The following is a 20,706-nucleotide window of genomic DNA, read 5'->3' as shown; positions in this document are numbered from 1 at the left end:
ACACCCCCAGGCGACAGCGACGAGCAGGGAGGCACGATGCGGGCGGTTCTGTTCCCCGGCCAGGGGTCGCAGCGACGCGGCATGGGCGTCGACGTGCTGGACCAGCGGCCCGACCTCGTCGCCCAGGCCGACGAGATCCTCGGCTACGACCTTCGCGAGCTCTGCCTGACCGACCCGCAGGGCCGGCTGCGCGACACCCGGTACGCCCAGCCGGCGCTCTTCGTCGTCAACGCGCTGAGTTGGCTGCGGTGGCGCGAGCGGGAGCCCGAGCCGGACTTCCTGGCCGGGCACAGCCTGGGCGAGTACGACGCGCTCTTCGCCGCCGGGTGCTTCGACTTCGCCACCGGGGTGCGGCTGGTGCGCCGACGCGGCGAGCTGATGGGCCGGGCCGCCGGCGGCGGCATGCTCGCCGTCGTCGGGCTCGACGCGCAGCGGGTCGCGGCGGTGCTGCGCGAGGCGGGTGAGGACGCGGTCGACCTGGCCAACCACAACAGCGCCGACCAGGTGGTGCTCTCCGGGCCGCGCGAGCGCCTCGAGGCGCTCGTGCCGCCGCTGCGCGCGGCTGGCGGCCGGGGCGTGCCGCTCAACGTCAGCGCCGCGTTCCACTCCCGCTACATGGCCGACGTCGCCCGCGAGTTCGGCGCGTTCCTCGACGGTGTCGCCTTCGCCCCGCCGCGCCTGCCGGTGATCGCGAACGTGACCGCGCGGCCGTACGCCGCCGCCGAGGTCGGCGCGCTGCTGCGCCGGCAGGTGGGCAGCCCGGTGCGGTGGTGGGACTCGCTGCTCCACCTGCGCTCGCGCGGCGTCGACGAGGCGGTCGAGGTCGGGCCGGGCCGGGTGCTGTCGGGGCTCTGGCGCGCGGCGCTGGCCGCTCCCACGCCCGCCACACCGGCCGCCGCACCCGCAACCACGCCCACGACACCGGCCGCCGCTCTCGCACCCGCCGCGCCCGCTCCCGCACCCGCGACCGTGGGGGCCGGTGAGGTGGGGGCCGAGTCGCTGGGCAGCCGCGAGTTCCGCGCCGACTACGGCGTGCGGTACGCCTACGCGGCCGGGTCGATGTACCAGGGCATCGCCTCGACGGCCCTGGTGCGGCGCCTGGGCCGGGCCGGGCTCATCGGCTTCTTCGGCGCGGGCGGCCTGCGCCTCGACGAGGTGGAGGCCGCGCTGCGCGAGCTGACCGACGAGTTCGGCCCCGGCGGCCGGTTCGGCATGAACCTGCTGTACGGGCTGGACGACGGCGACCGCGAGGACGCGACCGTCTCGCTGTACCTGCGCTACGGGGTGCGCCACGTCGAGGCCGCCGGTTACCCGCAGGTGACCGCGCCGGTGGTGCGGCTGCGCTTCGCGGGGGCGCACCGCGACGCCGCCGGCCGCCCGGTCGCCGGCCGGCACGTGCTGGCGAAGGTCTCCCGCCCGGAGGTCGCCGAGGCGTTCCTGCGCCCACCGGCCGAGCCGCTGCTGCGCGGGCTGGTCGCGGCCGGGCAGCTCACCGAGGAGGAGGCCCGCATCGCCCGGGAGCTGCCGGTCAGCGGCGACCTCTGCGTGGAGTCGGACTCCGGTGGCCACACCGACGCCGGGGTCGCGCTCACGCTGCTGCCCGCCATGACGCGGCTGCGCGACGAGGTCTCGGCCCGGTACGGCTACCCGGTGCGGGTGCGCGTCGGCGCGGCGGGTGGCCTGGGCGCGCCGGAGGCGGTGGCGGCGGCGTTCGTGCTCGGCGCGGACTTCGTCGTGACGGGCTCGGTGAACCAGTGCACGCCGGAGTCGGGGGCGTCGGCGGCGGTGAAGGACCTGCTGGCCGGGCTCGACGTGGCCGACACCACGTACGCCCCGGCGGGGGACATGTTCGAGCTGGGCGCGCGGGTGCAGGTCGTGCGCCGGGGCACGCTCTTCGCGGCGCGGGCGAACAAGCTCTACCAGCTCTACCGGCAGCACGAGTCGCTGGACGCGCTCGGCGCCGACGAGTTGGCGACCGTCGAGCGCTACTTCGGCCGGTCGGTCGACGAGGTGTGGAAGGAGACGGAGGAGTACCTGGCCCGTACCAGGCCGGGCGAGCTGGCTCGCGCGGATCGCAACCCCCGGCACCGCATGGCCCTGGTCTTCCGCTGGTATTTCGTGCATTCCACCCGAATGGCCGCCGCGGGCGTCGACGGTCAGCGGGCGAATTATCAGATTCACTGCGGGCCGGCGATGGGTGCGTTCAACCGGTGCGTGGCCGGCACCGAGCTGGCGGACTGGCGGCGTCGGCACGTCGACGTGGTGGCTGACCTGCTGATGTCTGGCGCGGCGCGGTGGCTGACCCGGTACGCGCGTCGATGACCGCCCCTGACAAAACAGCGCGGTTGCGCAAATGTGAGCAGCCGAGAAGCGTCAGGGACGCCTACATTAACAGTGACAGACATCAATGCATATGGATGTCTGAAGAGTTTTTGTCACACGAGGAGGCGGGCAATATGGATGACGTTGGCGCGGCCTGCCTGCACGAGGCGTTCCGCCGGCAGGCCGAAGCGGACCCGGCCCGGACGGCGGTGATCGCGCCGGACGGCCGGCTCACCTACAGCGAGCTGGCCGAGCGCGCGGAGCGACTCGCGAGGCGGCTGCGCGAGGCGGGCATCGGGCCGGACATGACCGTCGGGCTCTCGGCCCGTCGCGGCACCGGCCTCGTCGTCGGGCTGCTGGGCATCCTGATGGCCGACGCGGCGTACCTGTCGCTCGACCCGGACTATCCCCGGCGGCGGCTGCGGTTCCTGCTGGAGGACAGCAAGGTGGCCGTCGTGGTCGCCGACGCCGACGCGGCCGGGGCGCTGCCCACCGAGGTCCCGGTCGAGGTGCTGCCGCTGGACTCGGCCACCACGAGCGGCGCGACCGGCGCGACCACGGCGGGGCAGGGAGCCGCCGACCAGCTCGCGTACGTGATCTACACCTCCGGCTCCACCGGGACGCCCAAGGGGGTACAGGTCGAGCACCACAGCGTGCTGCGGCTGTTCGCACAGACCCGGCCCTGGTTCGGGTTCGGCCCGCAGGACGTGTGGACGCTGTCCCACTCGACCAGCTTCGACTTCTCGGTCTGGGAGATCTGGGGGGCGCTCCTGCACGGCGGGACGCTGGTGGTGGTGCCGACGGAGGCCACGCGCAGCCCCCAGCTCTTCCGCGAGCTGCTGGCCCGCGAGGGCGTCTCGGTGCTCAACCTGACGCCGTCGATGTTCCGCCAGTTGCTGGCGGACGCCACCGAGCTGCCCCCGGCGCTGCGCTGCGTCGTCTTCGGCGGCGAACGGCTCGACCCCGCGCTGCTGCGGCCGTGGGTCGCCCGCTTCGGCGACGAACGCCCCGAGCTGGTCAACATGTACGGCATCACCGAGACGTGCGTGCACGTCACCTACCGGCGGCTCCGCCGCGCCGACCTGCACCGCCCCGGCGCGAGCCCGATCGGCACGCCGATCCCGGACCTGAGCGTGCACCTGCTGGACGCCCAGGGGCACCCGGTCGACGACGGCACGCCCGGCGAGCTCTACGTCGGCGGGCCCGGCCTGGCCCGGGGTTACCTGGACCGGCCCGAGCTGACCGCCGAGCGGTTCGTGACGCTGCCCGTCGACGGCACCCCGCACCGGCTGTACCGCTCGGGCGACCTCGCCGTGCGCGAGGACGGCGAGCTGCGCTACGTCGGCCGGGCCGACGAGCAGTTCAAGGTGCGCGGCTACCGCGTCGAGCCGGGCGAGATCGAGGCGTGCCTGGCCGCCGACCCCCGGGTCCGGGCCGTCGCGGTGCTGCCGTACGACTTCGGCGACGGCGACCTGCGCCTGGTGGCCCACGTGGTGCCCGCGACGGCCGACGCGGCCGGCGCACCGACCGGCGGACTCGTGGACGACCTGGCCGAGCGGGCCCGCCTGGAGCTGCCCGGGCACCTGCGCCCGGCCGCCTACCACCTGCTGGAGCGGATGCCGCTCACCCCCTCGGGCAAGGCCGACCGCGCCGCGCTCGCCGGATACGACCCCCGCTCCGCAGTCCCCGTGCCCGGCCCGGCCCAGGCGGCCGACGACGGGGTCCTCGGCGTCGTCGGCGCGATCGCCGCCGAGGTGCTCGGCCGGCCGTCGGTGGCCACCGATACCGACCTGTTCGACCTGGGCGCGACCTCCCTGGCCTTCATCCGCATCATCGCCGAGGTGAACCGCCGCTTCGGCACCGGACTCAACGGCAGTGAGCTCGGCGTCGCCACGCTGCGGCGGCTCGCCACCTGTATCGAGGAGCAGTCATGACCACGACCGACGAGACCCACCGGTTCGCGCTCAGCCCGCAGGAGCTGGCCGACTTCCGCGAGCGCGGCTACTTCGGCCCGTTCAAGGTGTACGAGATCGACGAGATGATCGGGGCCTGGCGCCGGGAGCGTCTCGCGCTGATGGACCGCTCGGCCGCGGTCTACCAGGACGAGGCGGCGACCTCGGGCAACACCAACATCGCCAACTACGACCGGCACCTGGACTCGGCGTTCCTCGCCGACCACGTCATGCGCCCGCAGATCGTCGACCGGGTCGCCAGCGTGCTGGGACCCGACCTGCTCTGCTGGCGTACGGAGTTCTTCCCGAAGTACCCGGGTGACGAGGGCACCGACTGGCACCAGGCCGACACCTTCGCCAACGCCTCCGGCACCCCGCAGATCCTCTGGCCCGACGACGTCAAGGACTTCGGCGGCACGATCACCGTCTGGACGGCGTTCACCGAGGCGAACGAGGAGAACGGCTGCCTGCAGTTCATCCCCGGCTCGCACCAGCAGATGAACTACGACGAGACGAAGCGGATGCACTACGACCCGACGGCGATCAACGGCCGGGACAAGGACGGCGTGCGACGCGGCTTCTTCGGCTACGACTACCGGGAGTTGCAGGTCGACCCGGACTGGAAGCCCGACGAGTCGAAGGCCGTGTCGATGGTGATGCGGCCGGGCGAGGCGATCCTGTTCTGGTCCACCCTCATGCACGCCTCGCACCCGCACGCCGGCCGCACCGACGAGATGCGGCTCGGCTTCGCCGCGCGGTACGTCCCGACGTCGGTGCGGGTCTACCCGGACACCGAAGCCATCGAGGAGTACGGCGGCCGGGTCTCGCTGGAGCAGTACGGGGCGGTGCTGGTGCACGGCGAGGACCGCTTCGGGCACAACCGCCTCACCGACCGCACCACGCGCGGGCACCGCTTCCAGCGCGGGTGAGCCCGCCGCCGGCCCCGGCGGCAACACGACATCGACAGTGACCACGGCAGGTGCAGACGGCGACGTGCCGGCGGGCCCGTGCGGCCCGCCGGCCCGATGAAGGGTCGGGCGTGATGGAACGGAACGGCGTCGAGGCGGTGACCCGGCTGGCGGAGCGCGTGCTGAGCGTGCGCCCGCTCGCGGGGGTGCTGCCCCCACCGGTCGCCGTCGCCAGCGCGGCCGCGGACCCGGCCGAGGCCGACGCCGCCGACCGGCTGCTGGGGCGGGTCGCCGAGCGGGTGGGCGCGGGTCCGTTCCGGCTGCTGCCGGCCGGCGAGCCGGCCCCCGACGTCTTCGCCGCAGTGGTGGCCCGCCGGTTGGACCTCTCCGCCTCCTGGCTGCGCGCCGCCGCGCCGGCCGCCGTCGACCCGCGCGAGGTCGCCGCCGCCGCCGACGACGTCGTGGCCCAGAGCCTCGCCGCCGCCTGCCGCCGGGCCGAGTTGGTACGTCCCGACGGCGCGCGGCTGACCGCCTACGCCCTCGGTGACCCGGCCGCGCCGGCCGTCGTGCTCGCCTCCGCCTGCGGGATGCCGGTGCAGCTGAGCGAGCGGTGGGTGCGCCGGCTGGCGCAGACCCATCACGTCGTCACCTGGGAGAGCCGCTGGCTCTTCGGCCCGGACGTCGCCGGTGGCGGGGGCGGACCGGCCGGTGACCCGGTGGCCGTACCCGCGCCCGCCGTTGACGTCGCCGCCCAGGCCGGTGACCTGCTGGCGGTGCTCGACCACTTCGGCGTGGCGCGGGCGCACCTGATGGGGCTCTGCGGCGGCGCGGTGATCGCCCTGGACGCCGCCGTGCGGTGGCCCGAGCGGTTCACCTCGATGAGCCTGTGGCACGGGGACTTCGAGCTCGGCCCGGCGGCGCCCAAGACCGACCACCAGCGCAACCTCCAGGCCCTGCTCGACATGGCCCGCCAGGGCCGCGACGGGGCGGCCGCCGTGCACCGGGTGCTCTACGGCTCGCTCGTCGACCGGCTGCCCGAGGACCTGGCCCACCTGGTCATCTACCCGTACGCCACGGGTGAGCTGTGGTACCGCTACAGCCTGCTCAACGGCGCCATCATGACCACCGACGTGCGGGCCCAGCTGCGGCGTGTCGCCCTGCCGACGCTCGTGGTGACCAGCGCCGACGACGCGACCGCCCATCCCGACGGCTCGATCGCGGTGGCGCGGGGGCTGGCGGACACCACCCTGCACATCGCCCCGCACGGCGATCACATCTCCCTGTTCCGGGGCCCGACGGAGCTCATCGACCTGGCCCTGGACTTCCTGACCGGGAGCCGTTCGTGAGCCGCCGCGCGGCGCCGGGTGCCGGCTGTCGGCTGCCGCGATGTCGCGGCACCCGCCGGTTCGGCTCCACCAGCGGCTGGCGCGGAGGGTCCTCGGGGACCGTCCGTCGCCGGCCGCTCTTTCTGTGTGGCATGGCGATCGGCGCTGCTGAACTGCGGCGCGGTCCGCCCGCCGCCAATGCCGTTAGACATTGCCAGATGTAAATTTGCTAAACGCCAGTCATAGTGTTGCTAATCACGCCTGAGCCTGGGTTCGTCCAGGTCCGGTGTCGAGAAGCGCTGCCCAGGATGAGGCGAGTGAGCTTGGGGGCTCCATGTCAAACGGCACGTGTGACGGCATGTCGGAGTTGTTCGGCCAAAAACTGCTGGAGTTCGTGGAGCGGCGCCCGTCCAACGTCAGCAAGGTGACGGTCGAGAAGGGCGACAACCTCTACAACTACGGAAATAGGGCCGGCAACATCTATTTGCTCGAATCAGGACTGATGAAGACGGTCATATACGCAAGAGACGGCAAAAAGTGCCTCCTGTCCATCTTCACCCCCGGCGACTCCCTCGGCGAGCTGTCGATGTTCCTGCCCTTCTGCACGGAGACCGCCTCCGCGATGAAGCGCTCGGTGGTGTGGCAGATCCCGTCCTGCCGCTTCCTCGACGCCCTGGCGGACGACACCCTGGTGGAGGGCCTGATCTTCCACCTGGCCCGCCGCGTCGCCGAGCAGCAGCAGATCATCGCGAACCTGGTCACGATGGACTCCGAGCGCCGGCTCGGGGTCATCCTGCTGAACCTGGCCCGGAAGCTGGGTCGGGCCAATGGCCACAAACTGCTCATCGACGACCGGATCACCCAGGACGACCTGTCCGGAATGGTGGGCACGACGCGCTCGCGCGTGGGCTTCTTCCTCAAGCGGTTCCGGGCCGCCGGGCTGGTGGAGTGCGCCCCGCAGGCGTTTCTCGTCGTGCACGAGCCGTCGCTGGCGGCCTTCGTGGAGGCCAGCGCCTGAGGATGCCCCGGCATGCTCAGTTATGAGCAGGAATATGCCGTAGTGCTGACTAGTATCGAGAACGGTAAATAGGTAAAGACAGTTTTTCATTTCATTCATTCATGTCACCGGCGGGGCGCGAAGATCCCTCGCGCCCCGGGTGCCCACGCCCGTCGCCACCGCGTCGGCCCACATATCGCTGGGGGAAACGATGTCCCAGGACGAGCCGTACGCCGAACTGATCCGCACGACCCTCGCCGGCCTGCCCGGCGGCCCGCAGGTGGACGACGACCAGCCCCTGCGCGAGCACGGGCTCAGCTCGCTGGTCGCCGTCCGCCTGGTGCTCGAGCTGAGCGCCCGGCTCGGCGTCGGGGTGCCGGTCGAGTGGATCACCGGCGGAACCACGATCCGTGACCTGGCCGCCCGCCTCGCCGGCCTGACCCCGTCCCGGCCCGCCGGCCCGGCGCAACCGCCACCCGCCGGCCCGGTGCCGGGGCAGCCCGCCGGCCCGGCGCCGGGGCAGCCCGCCGCAGCCGACGGGCTGCCCCTGAGCCCCGTCCAACAGGCGTACCTCATCGGGGCCGACCCCGACCTGGGTGCCGACCCGGCGGGCTGCCAGTTCTACCGGGAGTTCACCGTCGCCGGCCTCGACGCTGCCACGGCGGCCGACGCCTGGCGGCGGGTCGTCGCCGCGCACGACGCGCTGCGGCTGCGCGTCGGCGACGACTGGCGGCAGCGCATCGCCCCCGCCACCGAGGCGCCGACGGTGGCCGTGCACGACCTGCGCGCGGTGGCACCGGCGTCGTTCGACGCCCACCTCGCCCGGGTCCGCGCCCGGCTGACCGCCCGCGTCTTCGGCACCGGCGACGGCCCACGGTGGGAGCTGGAGATCAGCCAGGGCCCCGACGGGATCGGCGTCGCGCACCTCGTCGTCGACGGGCTGATCCTCGACGGCCACGGGCTGGACCTGGTGCTCGCCCACTGGTGGCGGGCCTACCGCGACCCGGCCGCACCGCCGCCCGCCGACCCGGCCGCGCCCACGCTCGCGTCGTGCCTGCGCGGCCTCGCCGAGGGCGACGGCCACGAGGCCGACCTGGCGTACTGGCGGCAGCGGCTCGCCGGCGACCTGCACGGCCCGGCGGTGCTCGCGGCCGGGCCGCCGCCGGCCGGGGCGCTGCCCCGCAGCACACTGGCCGCCACCCTCACCCCCGCCCAGTGGCGTCGGCTGCGCGAGCGCGCCGCCGCCCTGGACGTCTCCCCCACCTCGCTCGTCCTGACCGTCTTCACCGACACCCTCGCCCGGCACGGCGCCCGCGACCCGTACGCGCTGGTGCTCACCGCCAGCGACCGGGTGCGCCTGCCCGCCACGGCCGAGGCGGTGCCGGGCCCGTTCACCTCCACCGTCGTCTTCGCCGTCGAACCCGCCTCCGGGCCGTTCGACGAGACCGCCACCGCGCTGCACGCCGCGCTCTGGCGCGACCTCGGGCACGCCCGGGTCAGCGGCGTCGAGGTGCTGCGCGACCGGCGGGCCACCGGCGACGGCGTCCTGCCCGTGGTCTTCACCAGCCTGCTCGACCTCCCCACCGGCGACCGCCGGGACAGCTTCGCCGCGCACACCACCCACCGGTGCAGCCGGACCTCCGGCGTGGCCCTGGACCACCAGATGTGGGAGCAGGACGGGGCGCTGCGCATCCACTGGGACGTCACGCCGGCCCGGTTCGCCACCGGCACCCCCCGCACGCTGCTCACCTCGTTCACCAACGCGCTGCGGGCCCTGGCCGCCGACCGGGGCGAACCCGAGCAGCAGCGCCCGCTCAACGAGCTGCAGAAGGCGTACTTCGTGCCCCGGATCAGCGGCCCGGCCCCGTGGGACGGGTGCCAGGTCTACCACAGCTTCACCGTCACCGACCTCGACGTCACCCGGCTGGAGGCGGCCTGGCAGCGGATGATCGAGGCCCACGACGCGCTGCGCTCCCGGCTCTGCTACGACGGCACGCTGCGGGTGCAGCCCCGGGCCGGCGACGGCTGGCACCTGCCCGTGATCGAGCTGGACCCGGCCCGCGAGGCCGAGGAGCTGGCCCGCATCCGCGACGAGATGGCCGGCACCGCCCTCCCGCTGGACCGCTGGCCGCAGTTCGACCTGCGGGTCACCCGGACCGACCGGGCCGAGTCGCCGTGGACGGTGCACTGCGCCATCGACCTGACCATCGCCGACGGCGTGAGCATCCACCGGATGTTCCGCGAGCTGTTCCGGCTCTACGCCGACCCGTCCGCGACGCCGCGTACCGCGCAGCCGTGGCCGGACCAGCAGCGCCACCGCGCCGCCCGGCACCCGGCCGAGGCCCGCGACGCCGCCCGCGCGTACTGGCGGGAGCGGTTCCGGGGGATGCCGCCCGGCCCCCCGGTGGCCCACGCCCCCGACCGGCACCGGGAGCGGCTGACCGGGCGGCTCACCGGCTGGTCGGCGCTGCGCGAGCGGGCGCGGGCCGAGGGGTACGGCTCCGACGCGCTGCTGCTGGCGATCCTCGTCGAGGCGCTCGACGCGGTCTGCCCCGACGACTTCGCCCTGCCCGCGGTCCGCTGGACGCCCGCCGACGAGCCGTTCCGCCCCGGCGAGCACACCGGGCTGAGCTGGATCGCGCGCGGGCCGCGCACGCTCCCCGTCGCCGACCGCGCCACGGCGATCCGCCGGCAGTACGACCGGGACGCGGCCGGCGACGCGGCGAACGGGCTGGAGGAGCTGCGCCGGGTGGTCATGACCCAGCGCCGGGGCGGCGACTACGGCTTCCCGGTCGTCTACACCGGCCTGCTGGAACTCACCGACGAGGCGCTGCCCGACGGGGTGACCCCGGGGCCGTGGATGACGTACACCCCGGACGTCTCCCTCGACTGCATCGCCATGGAGGAGGGCGACACCCTCACCTACTTCTGGGACGCCGTGCCCGGCGACTTCGCCCCCGGCGCCGTCGCGGCGGCGTTCGCCACGTACGAACGCCTGCTGCGCACGCCCGTCCCGTCCGCCGGGACCGCCGCCGCCGAGCCGGTCGGGACCGCCGCCGCCGAGCCGGTCGCGTCGGCCGTCGACGTCGAGACGATCGTCTACGGCTGGAACGACACGGCCGTGCCGTATCCGCCGCCCGAGCCGGCGTACCTGCGCTTCCAGCGGCAGGCGCGGCGGCGGCCCGACGCCGTGGCGCTGCGCCACCGCGGCGGCGAGCTGACCTTCGGCGAGCTGAACCGCCGCGCCAACGGCGTCGCGGCGCGGCTGCGCGAGCTCGGCGAGGGACCGGGCTCGTTCGTCGCCGTCCGGGCGCAGCGGGGGCCGGGGATGGTCGTCGCGGTCCTCGGCGTGGCCAAGGCCGGTGCCGCGTACGTGCCGGTCGAGCCGGCGCTGCCGCCCGCGCGGGCGCACGTCATGCTGCGCGACGCGGCCGTGCGGACGGTGCTGACCTGGGGCGACGCCGCCTGGGAGCCACCCGCCGCCCTGACCGTGGTGGACGTCGAGACGGCGACCCGCCCCGTCGACGCCGACCCCGAGCCGTCCGGGACGCCCGACGACCCGGCGTACGTCATCTTCACCTCCGGCAGCACCGGGACGCCGAAGGGGGTCCGGGTCGCCCACCGCGCGCTGGACAACCTGCTGCGCTGGGCGGAGCGGGTGTACCCGGTCGGGGAGGACGACCTCGGCCTGCAGGTCACGTCGCTCGGCTTCGACCTCTCCGTCTACGACATCTTCGGGCTGCTCGGCGCCGGCGCCGGGCTGTACCTCGCCGACGCCGAGCAGCGCAAGGACGCCGCGCTGCTGCTCGACGTGCTGCTCACCGAGCCGATCACGTTCTGGAACTCCGCCCCGACGACGCTCGCGCAGCTCATGCCGCTGCTGCCCGAGCACGCCGCCGGCCACCCCGGGACCGGGAACCTGCGTCTGGTCTTCCTCAGCGGCGACTACACCCCCCTGTCGCTGCCCGACGCGCTGCGGGCCGTCTTCACCCGCGCCCGCCTGATCAGTCTCGGCGGGGCGACCGAGGCGACGGTCTGGTCCAACCACTTCCCGATCGAGGCCGTCGACCCGTCCTGGCGCAGCGTCCCCTACGGGCGACCGATCGACAACTGTCGGTACTACATCCTCGACGAGCGGCTGCGTCCCTGCCCCGTCGGGGTGGAGGGCGACCTGTACATCGCCGGCGCGTGCCTCGCCGACGGCTACGTGAACCGGCCGGAGCTGACCGCCGAACGCTTCGTCGACGACCCGTACGCCCGCCCGCCGGGGCAGCGGATGTACGCCACCGGGGACCGGGCGGCGTACCGCCCCGACGGGGTCATCGTCTTCCTGGGTCGCGTCGACACGCAGGTGAAGATCCGTGGGTTCCGGGTGGAGCTGGGCGAGATCGAGCACCGGCTGCGCGAGCACCCCGCCGTCGCCGACGCCGTCGTCGTGCCGCGCAGCGACCCGGCGGGCGACACCAAGGTCGTGGCCTACGTGATCGCCGACGGGGCCGTACCGCCGACGCGGGAGCTGCGCGAGTTCGCCGCCCGGACGCTGCCCGACTACATGGTGCCCAACGTGGTGGTGGCGGTGCCGACCTTCCCCGCGACCGCCAACGGCAAGCTCGACCGCGACGCCCTGCCCTGGCCCCCGCCGCCCGACCGGCCGGCGACCGGGGAGACCGCGCCGCCGCACCACCGGCCGGCGGCCGAGGAGACCGCACCGCCGCCGGTGGGCGCGGAGCTGGCCGGGCGGTTGGGCGACGAGCTGGCCGGGCGGTTGGGCGCGGAGCTGGCCGGGATCCTGGCGGGGCTGCTCGGTCAGCCGGCCATCGACACCGAGCAGGACCTCTGGGACCAGGGCGCGACGTCGTTCACGATGGTGCAGGTCGCCGCCGAGCTGCGGCGCCGCTACGGCCGCCGGGTGCCGGTCACCGTGCTGCTGGCCGAGCCCACGGTGACCGCGATGGCCCGCTACCTCGCCGAGACGGGCGCGGCCCCCGCCGCGTCCACCCCTGCCCCGGCACCCGCTGCCGCGCCCACCCCAGCCCCGGCCCCCGCCGAGCCGCCGCCGCCCGTTGCCGCGCCGGCCCCCGCCGCGCCGCCGCCGGTCCCGGTCGGGTCTCCGGCCGCCGAACCCATTCCGGCCGTGCCGCAACCCTCCAGCGTGGACGTCTTCTCCGAGCGGGAGCGGGCCGCGTTCAAGGCGGCGGGGTGGAGCCGCCGCCCCGCCGGTGAAGCCGGCCGCGAGGTCGTCGTCCCGCTCGGGGACGTCACCCCGCCGGCCGCGCACTACCGCTGGCGGGCCACCCAGCGCTCGTTCGCGCCCGGACCGGTCCCCCGCGAGGCGTTCGCCGGGCTGCTCGGGCTGCTCGGCACGCTCCCCGGCGACGCCGAGCGGCGACTGTACCCGTCGGCCGGCGACACCTACGCGGTGCAGGTCTACGTGCGAGTACGCCCGGACGCGGTGCAGGGGGTCCCGGCCGGTCTGTACTACCTGCGGGCCGAGGAGCGCGCGTTGCAACTGATCGACCCCGACCCGCAGATCCCGCGCGGCGTGCACTTCTTCTACAACCGGCCGATCTTCGACGCCGCCTCGTTCGAGCTGTACCTCATCGGGCAGTCGCGCGGCATCGAACCGGTCTACGGCGCCGACGGCGACGGCTACCTGCGGCTGGAGGCCGGGTACCTCGGTGAGCTGCTGATGCTCGGCCAGGCCTCGCTCGGCCTCGGCCTCTGCCCGATCGGCAGCCTCGCCTTCGAGCGGATCCGCGACCAGTTCGCGCTCGACGACGGCCACCGCTTCCTGCACGCCTTCCTCGGCGGTCCCGCCACGCACGAGCCGGCCACCGCCGACGCCGCTCCCGCGTTCGCCAGGCCGGCGGCGGCCGTCGTACCGCACCCCGAGCCGACGCCACCACGAGGCGACGTCGCCGTCGTCGGGCTCGCCGGGCGCTTCCCCGACGCCCCCGACGTCACCCGACTGTGGCGCAACCTCGTCGCCGGCCGGCGCAGCGTCGCCCCGCCGCCGCCCGGCCGGGCCGCCGACGTCGGCGGTGCCCCGCCCGGCGGTTACCTCGACGACATCGACGGGTTCGACAACCTGTTCTTCCACATCGCCCCGGCCGAGGCCCGCGAGCTGGACCCGCAGCTCCGGCTCGCCCTGGAGGTGTCCTGGCAGTGCCTGGAGGACGCCGGGTACACCCCGGCCGGCCTGCGCGCCGCCGCGCCCCGGGTGGGCGTCTACGCCGCCGTGATGTGGCAGGACCACCAGCACGTCGGCGCGGCCGGCTGGGACGCCGGTGGCCCCGCGCGGGTCTCCGGCGTCGCCGCCGACATCCCCAACCGGATCTCCCACTTCCTCGGCCTGACCGGCCCGAGCGTCGCGGTGGACACCTCCTGCTCCTCGGCGTTGACCGCCCTGCACCTGGCCGGGGCGGCGCTGCGCTCCGGCGAGTGCGACGCGGCCCTGGTCGTCGCCGTGAACCTCCTCGCCCACCCGTACCACGCCGCCGTCCTGCGCGGCCTCGACCTGGTCTCCCCCGGCGGCGTCAGCGGTGCCTTCGACGCCGACGCGAACGGCTGGTCGCCGGGCGAGGGCGCCGGCGCGCTGCTGCTGCGGCCCGACGCCGACGCAGTGCGCGCCGGCGACAACCGGTGGGCCGTCGTCGAGGCCACCTGGGCCGGGCACGCCGGCGGCGGCAACCGCTTCCTCGCCCCGAACGTCGCGTCGCTGGCCCGGTCGCTGCGCGAGGCGCTGGCCCGCGCGGGGCGCGGCCCGCACGACATCGCCTACGTCGAGTGCGCCGCCACCGGCGCCGGCATGGCCGACGCCGCCGAACTGCAGGCCCTCGACGAGGTCTTCGCCGACCGCCGCGCCGACCCGGTGCCCATCGGCACCGTCAAGGCCAACGTCGGGCACCTGGAGTCCGCGTCCGGCCTCGCGCAGTTGGCCAAGGTCCTGTTGCAGTTCCGGCACGGCCGGATCGCGCCCACACCGCGCGCCGAGCGGCCCAGCCCGCTGGTCGACTGGGACAGCCTCGCGCTACGGGTCGTGGAGCAGCCCGCCCCCTGGCCGCCGCCCGGCGACGCGCCACGGTCGGTGCTGGTCGACGCCCTCGGCGCCACCGGCTCGTACGGGCACGTGGTGCTGCGGGCACCGGAGCCCACCGGCCCGCCCGCCGCCGCCGGCCCGCTGGTCGTACCGCTGTCGGCGCAGACGCCGGGGCAGTTGCGCGAGGCCGCCCGCCGACTGCGGGAGTTCCTCGCGGACGGCCCGCCGCCGCGCCCCGCCGACGTGGCGTACACGTCGCAGGTCGGGCGGGTGGCCATGCCGCACCGGGCGGCGTTCCCGGCCACCGACCCGGCCGCGCTCGCCGACGCCCTCGACGCGTTCCTGGCCACCGACCGGGCCGACGCCCCGGACGACCCGACCACCCGGCGCTGGCTGGCCGGCGAGGACGTCGACTGGGCCGCCGCGTGGGCGGTGCCGGCCCGGCGGGTGTCGCTGCCCGGTCATCCCTTCGCCCGGGAGCGGCACCGGCTGGCCGTCGAGCCGACGGTGACCCCGCAGCGCAACGGGCCGGCGGTCGACCTGGAGGCCTACCTCTGCGCCCTCTTCGCCGAGGTGTCGGAGGTCCCCGCCGACCGCGTCGACGCGCGCACCCCGCTGGAGCACTACGGCCTCACGTCGCTGATGGTCACCACGCTCAACGCCCGGCTCGCCGAGCGGTTCGCCGACGTCTCCCGGACCCTCTTCTACGAGCACCGCGACCTGGCCGGCGTCGCCGCCGCCCTCGGCCGTGCCGCCGAGGCGCGACCGACCCCGGTCCCGTCGACCGCTGCGATGCCGTCGACCGCTGCGGGGCGGGACCGGGTCGACGACGCCGGGCCGATCGCCGTGGTCGGCGTCGCCGGTCGCTACCCGCAGGCCCCCGACCTCGACGCCTTCTGGCGCAACCTGGTCGCCGGCCGGGACAGCGTCACCCCGCCGCCGCCCGGCCGCCCCGGCCTGCACGACGACGCGGCCATCGGCGGCTTCCTCGACGGCGTCGACCTGTTCGACCCGCTGCTGTTCCAGCTCACCCCCCGCGACGCGGCGCTGATGGACCCGCAGGAGCGGCTCTTCCTGGAGACCGTCTGGCGGCTGCTGGAGGACGCCGGCTACAGCCGGGCCCGGCTGCGGCTGCGGCACGGCGGCCGGGTCGGGGTGTTCGCCGGCACCATGTACAACGAGTACCCGTTCTTCGGGGTCGAGCGGTCCCTGCTCGCCGAGCCGGTCGCCACCGGCTCCGCCGTCGCCGGCATCGCCAACCGGGCCTCCTGGTTCCTCGACGCCTGCGGGCCGAGCCTGACCGTCGACACCATGTGCTCATCCTCGCTGACCGCCCTGCACCTCGCCGCGGCGAGCCTGCGGCGTGGCGAGTGCGAGGTCGCCGTCGTCGGCGGGGTGAACCTGTCGCTGCACCACAACAAGTTCCACCAGCAGCGGGCGATGGGGATGACCGCCGCAGGGGGCCGCTGCCGGCCCTTCGGGGCCGCCGGCGACGGGCTGGTGCCCGGCGAGGGGGTCGGCGCGGTCCTGCTCAAGCCGCTCGCCCGCGCCCAGGCCGACGGCGACCACGTGCACGCGGTGATCCTCGCGACGGCCGTGAACCACGGCGGGCGGACCAGCGGCTACCTGGTGCCGAACCCCGTCGCGCAGGGCGACCTCGTCGCGGACGCGCTGCGCCGCGCCGGCGTCGCGCCCACCACCATCGGGTACGTCGAGGCGCACGGCACCGGCACCGCCCTCGGCGACCCGATCGAGCTCACCGGCCTGCGTCGGGCCTTCGGCGACCTGCCGGTGGGCAGCGTGCCGATCGGCTCGGTGAAGTCCAACATCGGTCACCTGGAGGCCGCCGCCGGCATCGCCGGGCTCACCAAGGTGCTGCTGCAACTGCGCCACGGCGAGCTGACGCCGTCGCTGCACGCGGAGCCGCTAAACCCCAACGTCGACTGGGCCACCAGCCCGTTCGCGGTGCAGCGCGCCCGCGCCCCCTGGCCGGCCGGCGGTACGCCCCGCCGGGCCGCGATCAGCTCGTTCGGGGCCGGCGGCAGCAACGCCCACGTCCTGGTCGAGGAGGCGCCCCCGCAGGTCGTCGCCCGTACCGTGTCGGGCCCGCAGCTCGTCGTGGTCTCCGCCGCCGGGGCCGAGCAGCTGGCCGCCCTCGCCGGCCGCCTCGCCGCGCACCTCGCCGCGCACCCCGACCTGCACCTCGCCGACGTCGCCCACACGCTGCGGGTGGGCCGCGACGCGTTGCGACACCGGGCGGCGTTCGTCGCCGCCGACCTGGACCAGGCGCGGCAGCGGCTGGCGGCCCTCGCCGTCGGCGACCACGGCGGCGTCGCCGTCGGGCGGCTGACCGGCCCGGCCGGCTCGGGCCCGAGCGTGCCGGAGCCGGAGCGGCTGGACCTCGCCGACCTGGCCCGCCGCTGGGTCGACGGCGCGCAGGTCGACTGGGACCGCCTCGGCCGCGCCGCGATCGTGCCGCTGCCCGGCCACCCGTTCGCCCGGATGCGCTGCTGGCTGCCCGACCCGGCCCCGACCGGTCCCGTCGCGCCGCCGACCGCGCCCGCCCCGACCGCGCCCGCTTCGCCGCCGACCGCGCCAGCCGCGCCGCCGGCTGAACTCGCCGGGCCGCCGGCTGGGGTGGTGGACCCGGCCGTGGTGCCGCTGCGTACCCGCCGCTGGTTGCCCGACGAGGCGCCACCGCCGGTCGGCGGGCCGGTCGGCGGGCCGGTCGGCGGCACCGTGCTCTGCCTCGTCGGCGTCGGCGACGACCACCTCGCGGAGCGGATCGCCGCCGCGCTGCCCGGCGCCCGACTGGTGATCGCCCGCACCGGCGGCGACGGGGGCGACGGCCGGCCCGTCGTCGACTCCGAGGCGGCCGGGCTCGCGCTGCTCGACGCCCACCCGGACGTGACCGGCTGGCTGGACCTGTCCGACCTGGACGGCCCCGCCGACGGCGACGGCCGCCCGGAGTCCTGGCGGCCGAGGCTGGCGATGCTGCGACGGCTGCTGCAAGGGCCCCGGCCGGCGGCGCGGATCCTGCACGTCACCCGGGGCGTCCAGCCCGTCGACGGCGCCCCGCCCCGGCTGACCGGCGCGGTCCTCACCTCGCTCGTGCGGGCGCTCGGCGTCGAGCATCCCCGGGTCCGGATCGGCACGCTGGACTGCGACGTGCCCGACCCGGCGGCGATCGCCGCCGAGTTCAGCGCCGGCACCGGGACCGAGGTCTGCCACCGGGCGGGGCGGCGACTGCTCCCCCGGATCGTCGAGGCGCCCGCCCGCGCTGCCGCGCCGGTCCGGCTGCGCGCCGACCGGGCGTACCTGGTCACCGGCGGGACCCGGGGGCTCGGCGCGCTGGCGGCCCGACACCTGGCCCGCCGGGGCGCGCGGCGGCTGGCGCTGCTGTCGACCACGCCGCTGCCGCCCCGGCCCGCCTGGGACGCCCCCGGCCTGCCCGCCGCCTCGGCCGCCGCCGTGGCGACGGTCCGCGCCCTGGAGGCCGCCGGGGTGACGGTCCGCACCTACGCGCCCGTGCTCACCGACCGGGCCGCGCTCGACGCGGCGCTGCGGCGGGTACGCGAGGAGCTCGGGCCGATCGGCGGGCTCGTGCACTGCGCCGGCCGGGCCGGTATGCCGGGCCCGCTGGTCCACCGCGACCCGGACGACGTGGCGGCGACGCTGGCCCCGAAGGTCACCGGGGCGACCGCCCTCGCCGACCTCTGCGCGGCCGACCCGCTGGAATTCGCGGTGCTGTACTCCTCCGTCGCCGCCACGGTCCCCGCGCTCGCCGCCGGGATGGCCGACTACGCGGCGGCCAACGGCTACCTCGACCTGCTGGCCGCGTACCGGGTCCGGATCGGCCAGCCCGCCTACCGCAGCGTGCAGTGGACGGTGTGGCGCGAGTCCGGCGCCGGCCGCGACGCCGCGTCGGCCTGCCAGCGGGCCGGCCTCGGCACGCTCAGCGACGCAGAGGGGCTGGCCGTGCTGGACCTCGCCCTCGCCGGCGCGACCGACCCGGTCGTGCAGACCGCCCCGCCGGCCGCCGCCCGGCCCACCGCCCCCGTGCCGGGGCCGTCCGCGCCCGGCACGCCGGGGCCCGCGACCGGCACACCGGTGGCCGCGACCGGCACGCCGGGGCCCGCGACCGGCACGCCGGGGCCCGCGACCGCGCCGGGGCCCGTCCCGGTGTCCATGGCCGCGCCGGGGCCCGTCGCCGCGCCGGAGGGCGAGCCGCCGCGTTGGCTGGTCGAGATCTTCGGCACCACGGCCGGCATCCCGATCGAGGCGCTCGACCCCGACGTGCCCTTCGGTGACCTGGGCGTCGAGTCGGTGATGCTGGCGGAGCTGGTCACCCGGATCGAGGCACGCCTCGGCCACCCGGTGCCACCGGGCCTGCTGCTGGAGCACCCGACGCTGCGCGCCCTGACCGCCGCGCTGCCCACCCCGGTGCCGCCGCTGCCCGCGCCGCCACCCGAGCCGGTGCCGACGCCCGCCCCGGTGCCCGCGCCGCCGCCGCCACCCGAGCCGGTGCCGACGCCCGCCCCGGTGCCCGCGCCGCCGCCGACGCCCACGTCGGTGCCGCCGCCGCCCGCACCCGCCGCGCCCGCCGCGGTCCGGGAGCCCGCCGGCAGCACCCCCGCCCCCGGCGGTGTCCCCGTGGCGGGCGGCGGCAAGGTGGCGGTGATCGGGCTGGCCTGCCGGCTGCCCGGTGCGCCCGACGCCGCGACGTTCTGGAACAACCTCGTCGCCGGCCGGTCGGCCGTGGGCGAGGTGCCGCCGGACCGCTGGGACGTGCCGGCCCTCTACCCGACGCGCAGCGTCAGCAAGTGGGGCGGCTTCGTCGACGGCATCGAGGACTTCGACGCCGACTGGTTCGGCATCGGCGCGGAGGAGGCCGCCTGCCTGGACCCGGCGATCCGGCTGTTCCTGGAGGGCTCGGTGACCGCGCTGCGCGACGCCGGCTACCGGGACGAGGAGGTACGCGGCCGCGACGTGGCCGTCTTCGCCGGGGCCCGGCTCTCCGGCTACCGCCACCGCGCCGGCATCCGGGGCGGTGCCGCCGGGCTGGGCGCGGACCAGAACTTCGTCGCCGCCCGGGTGGCCGACCTGCTCGACCTGCACGGGCCGAACCTCGTCGTGGACAGCGCCTGCTCCTCCGCACTGGTCGCCGTCGGCCTCGCCTGCGGCAGCCTGCTGACCGGGGAGTCCGAGCTGGCGCTGGTCGGCGGGGTGGAGATCCTCCTCGACGAGGAGCCGTACCTGCAGTTCACCGCCGCCCGCGCGCTCTCCCCGTCCGGGCGCTGCGCGGCGTTCGACGCCGACGCCGACGGCTTCGTGCCCGGCGAGGGCTGCGGTGTGCTCGTACTCAAGGAGTTGTCGGCGGCGATCCGCGACGGCGACCGGGTCCGGGCGGTCATCGACGCGGTCGCGGTGAACAACGACGGACGCACCATGGGGCTCACCACGCCGAATCCGGTCGCCCAGGCCGCCGTCGTGCGCCGGGCCCTCGACCGCAGCGGGTACGACGCACGCGACGTCGGCCTGCTCGAGGCGCACGGCACCGGCACGATGATCGGCGACCCGATCGAGCTGCGGGCGCTGACCGAGGTGTACCGGCAGTCCACCGCGGACACCGGGTACTGCGCGCTGGGCAGCGTCAAGTCGAACATCGGGCACCTGCTCTCCGCCGCCGGCATCGCCGGACTGCTCAAGGTGCTCCTCGCGGTCGAGCACGGCGTGCTGCCCCCGACGCTGCACTGCCACCGGCCCAACCCCCGGTTCGACTTCGCCGCCTCCCCGTTCGTGCCGTGGCCCGCCGCCACGCCCTGGACCGGCCAGCGGGTCGCCGGGGTCAGCGCCTTCGGCCTCGGCGGCACCAACGCCCACGCGATCGTCTCCGCACCGGACGACCGGGTGGCCGCCGCGGCCCGCCGCGCCCCGCTGCCCGCGCCCACGTTCCGGCGGCGGCGGTACTGGCTGGAACGCCAATCCGCCGCCCCCGCGCCGGCGGTCGCGCCACCGCCCACGGCCACGCCCACGGCCACGCCCCCGCCCGTCGACCCACCCCCGCCGCCCGCGCCGGTGTCGTCGTTGCTGGACCTGCGCTTCGTCCCGACCACCACCCCGGCGAACGGTCACCTACCGAGCTGAACACGCCGCGCCGCCC

The 20,706-nt window shown here is 76.0% G+C and carries 6 protein-coding genes; all 6 read left to right on the top strand.

Features of this window, described 5'->3' with window-relative positions; translation table 11 throughout:
- Positions 1-36 precede the first annotated feature (36 nt).
- The 6 genes from fabD to ACLQ2V_RS16695 all read left to right on the top strand — a co-directional run bounded on the left by fabD (position 37) and on the right by ACLQ2V_RS16695 (position 20,690).
- Positions 37-2,322, top strand: a complete 2,286-nt coding sequence (fabD, locus tag ACLQ2V_RS16720) for an ACP S-malonyltransferase (RefSeq protein ID WP_425719398.1) — start codon at positions 37-39, stop codon at positions 2,320-2,322.
- 134 nt (positions 2,323-2,456) lie between these two features.
- Positions 2,457-4,256 (top strand): amino acid adenylation domain-containing protein, encoded by a 1,800-nt coding sequence (locus ACLQ2V_RS16715; RefSeq protein ID WP_425719397.1) that lies wholly within the window; start codon positions 2,457-2,459, stop codon positions 4,254-4,256.
- Complete coding sequence (locus ACLQ2V_RS16710; protein WP_425719396.1) at positions 4,253-5,203, top strand: chlorinating enzyme; 951 nt, start codon at positions 4,253-4,255, stop codon at positions 5,201-5,203. Before ACLQ2V_RS16715 ends, ACLQ2V_RS16710 begins: the two co-directional genes overlap by 4 nt.
- A gap of 110 nt (positions 5,204-5,313) precedes the next feature.
- Entirely contained in the window at positions 5,314-6,528 is a 1,215-nt protein-coding gene (locus ACLQ2V_RS16705) for an alpha/beta fold hydrolase (RefSeq protein ID WP_425719395.1), read from the top strand.
- Between the two features lie 337 nt (positions 6,529-6,865).
- Entirely contained in the window at positions 6,866-7,525 is a 660-nt protein-coding gene (locus ACLQ2V_RS16700) for a Crp/Fnr family transcriptional regulator (protein WP_425719394.1), read from the top strand.
- Between the two features lie 190 nt (positions 7,526-7,715).
- A complete protein-coding gene (locus ACLQ2V_RS16695; protein ID WP_425719393.1) occupies positions 7,716-20,690 on the top strand; it encodes an amino acid adenylation domain-containing protein in 12,975 nt (4,324 codons plus the stop codon).
- The last annotated feature ends 16 nt before the right edge of the window (positions 20,691-20,706 follow it).

It is taken from the genome of Micromonospora sp. DT233 (assembly GCF_049841815.1).
GTDB lineage: Bacteria > Actinomycetota > Actinomycetes > Mycobacteriales > Micromonosporaceae > Micromonospora.
Note: the sequence above shows the minus strand (reverse complement) of the source record. Positions and strands in the feature narration are given on the sequence as shown.

Coding starts and splice junctions, on each gene's coding strand:
- ACLQ2V_RS16700 (WP_425719394.1), top strand. CDS start 6,866: ATGTCGGAGTTGTTCGGCCAAAAACTGCTGGAGTTCGTGGAGCGGCGC.
- ACLQ2V_RS16715 (WP_425719397.1), top strand. CDS start 2,457: ATGGATGACGTTGGCGCGGCCTGCCTGCACGAGGCGTTCCGCCGGCAG.
- ACLQ2V_RS16695 (WP_425719393.1), top strand. CDS start 7,716: ATGTCCCAGGACGAGCCGTACGCCGAACTGATCCGCACGACCCTCGCC.
- ACLQ2V_RS16710 (WP_425719396.1), top strand. CDS start 4,253: ATGACCACGACCGACGAGACCCACCGGTTCGCGCTCAGCCCGCAGGAG.
- fabD (WP_425719398.1), top strand. CDS start 37: ATGCGGGCGGTTCTGTTCCCCGGCCAGGGGTCGCAGCGACGCGGCATG.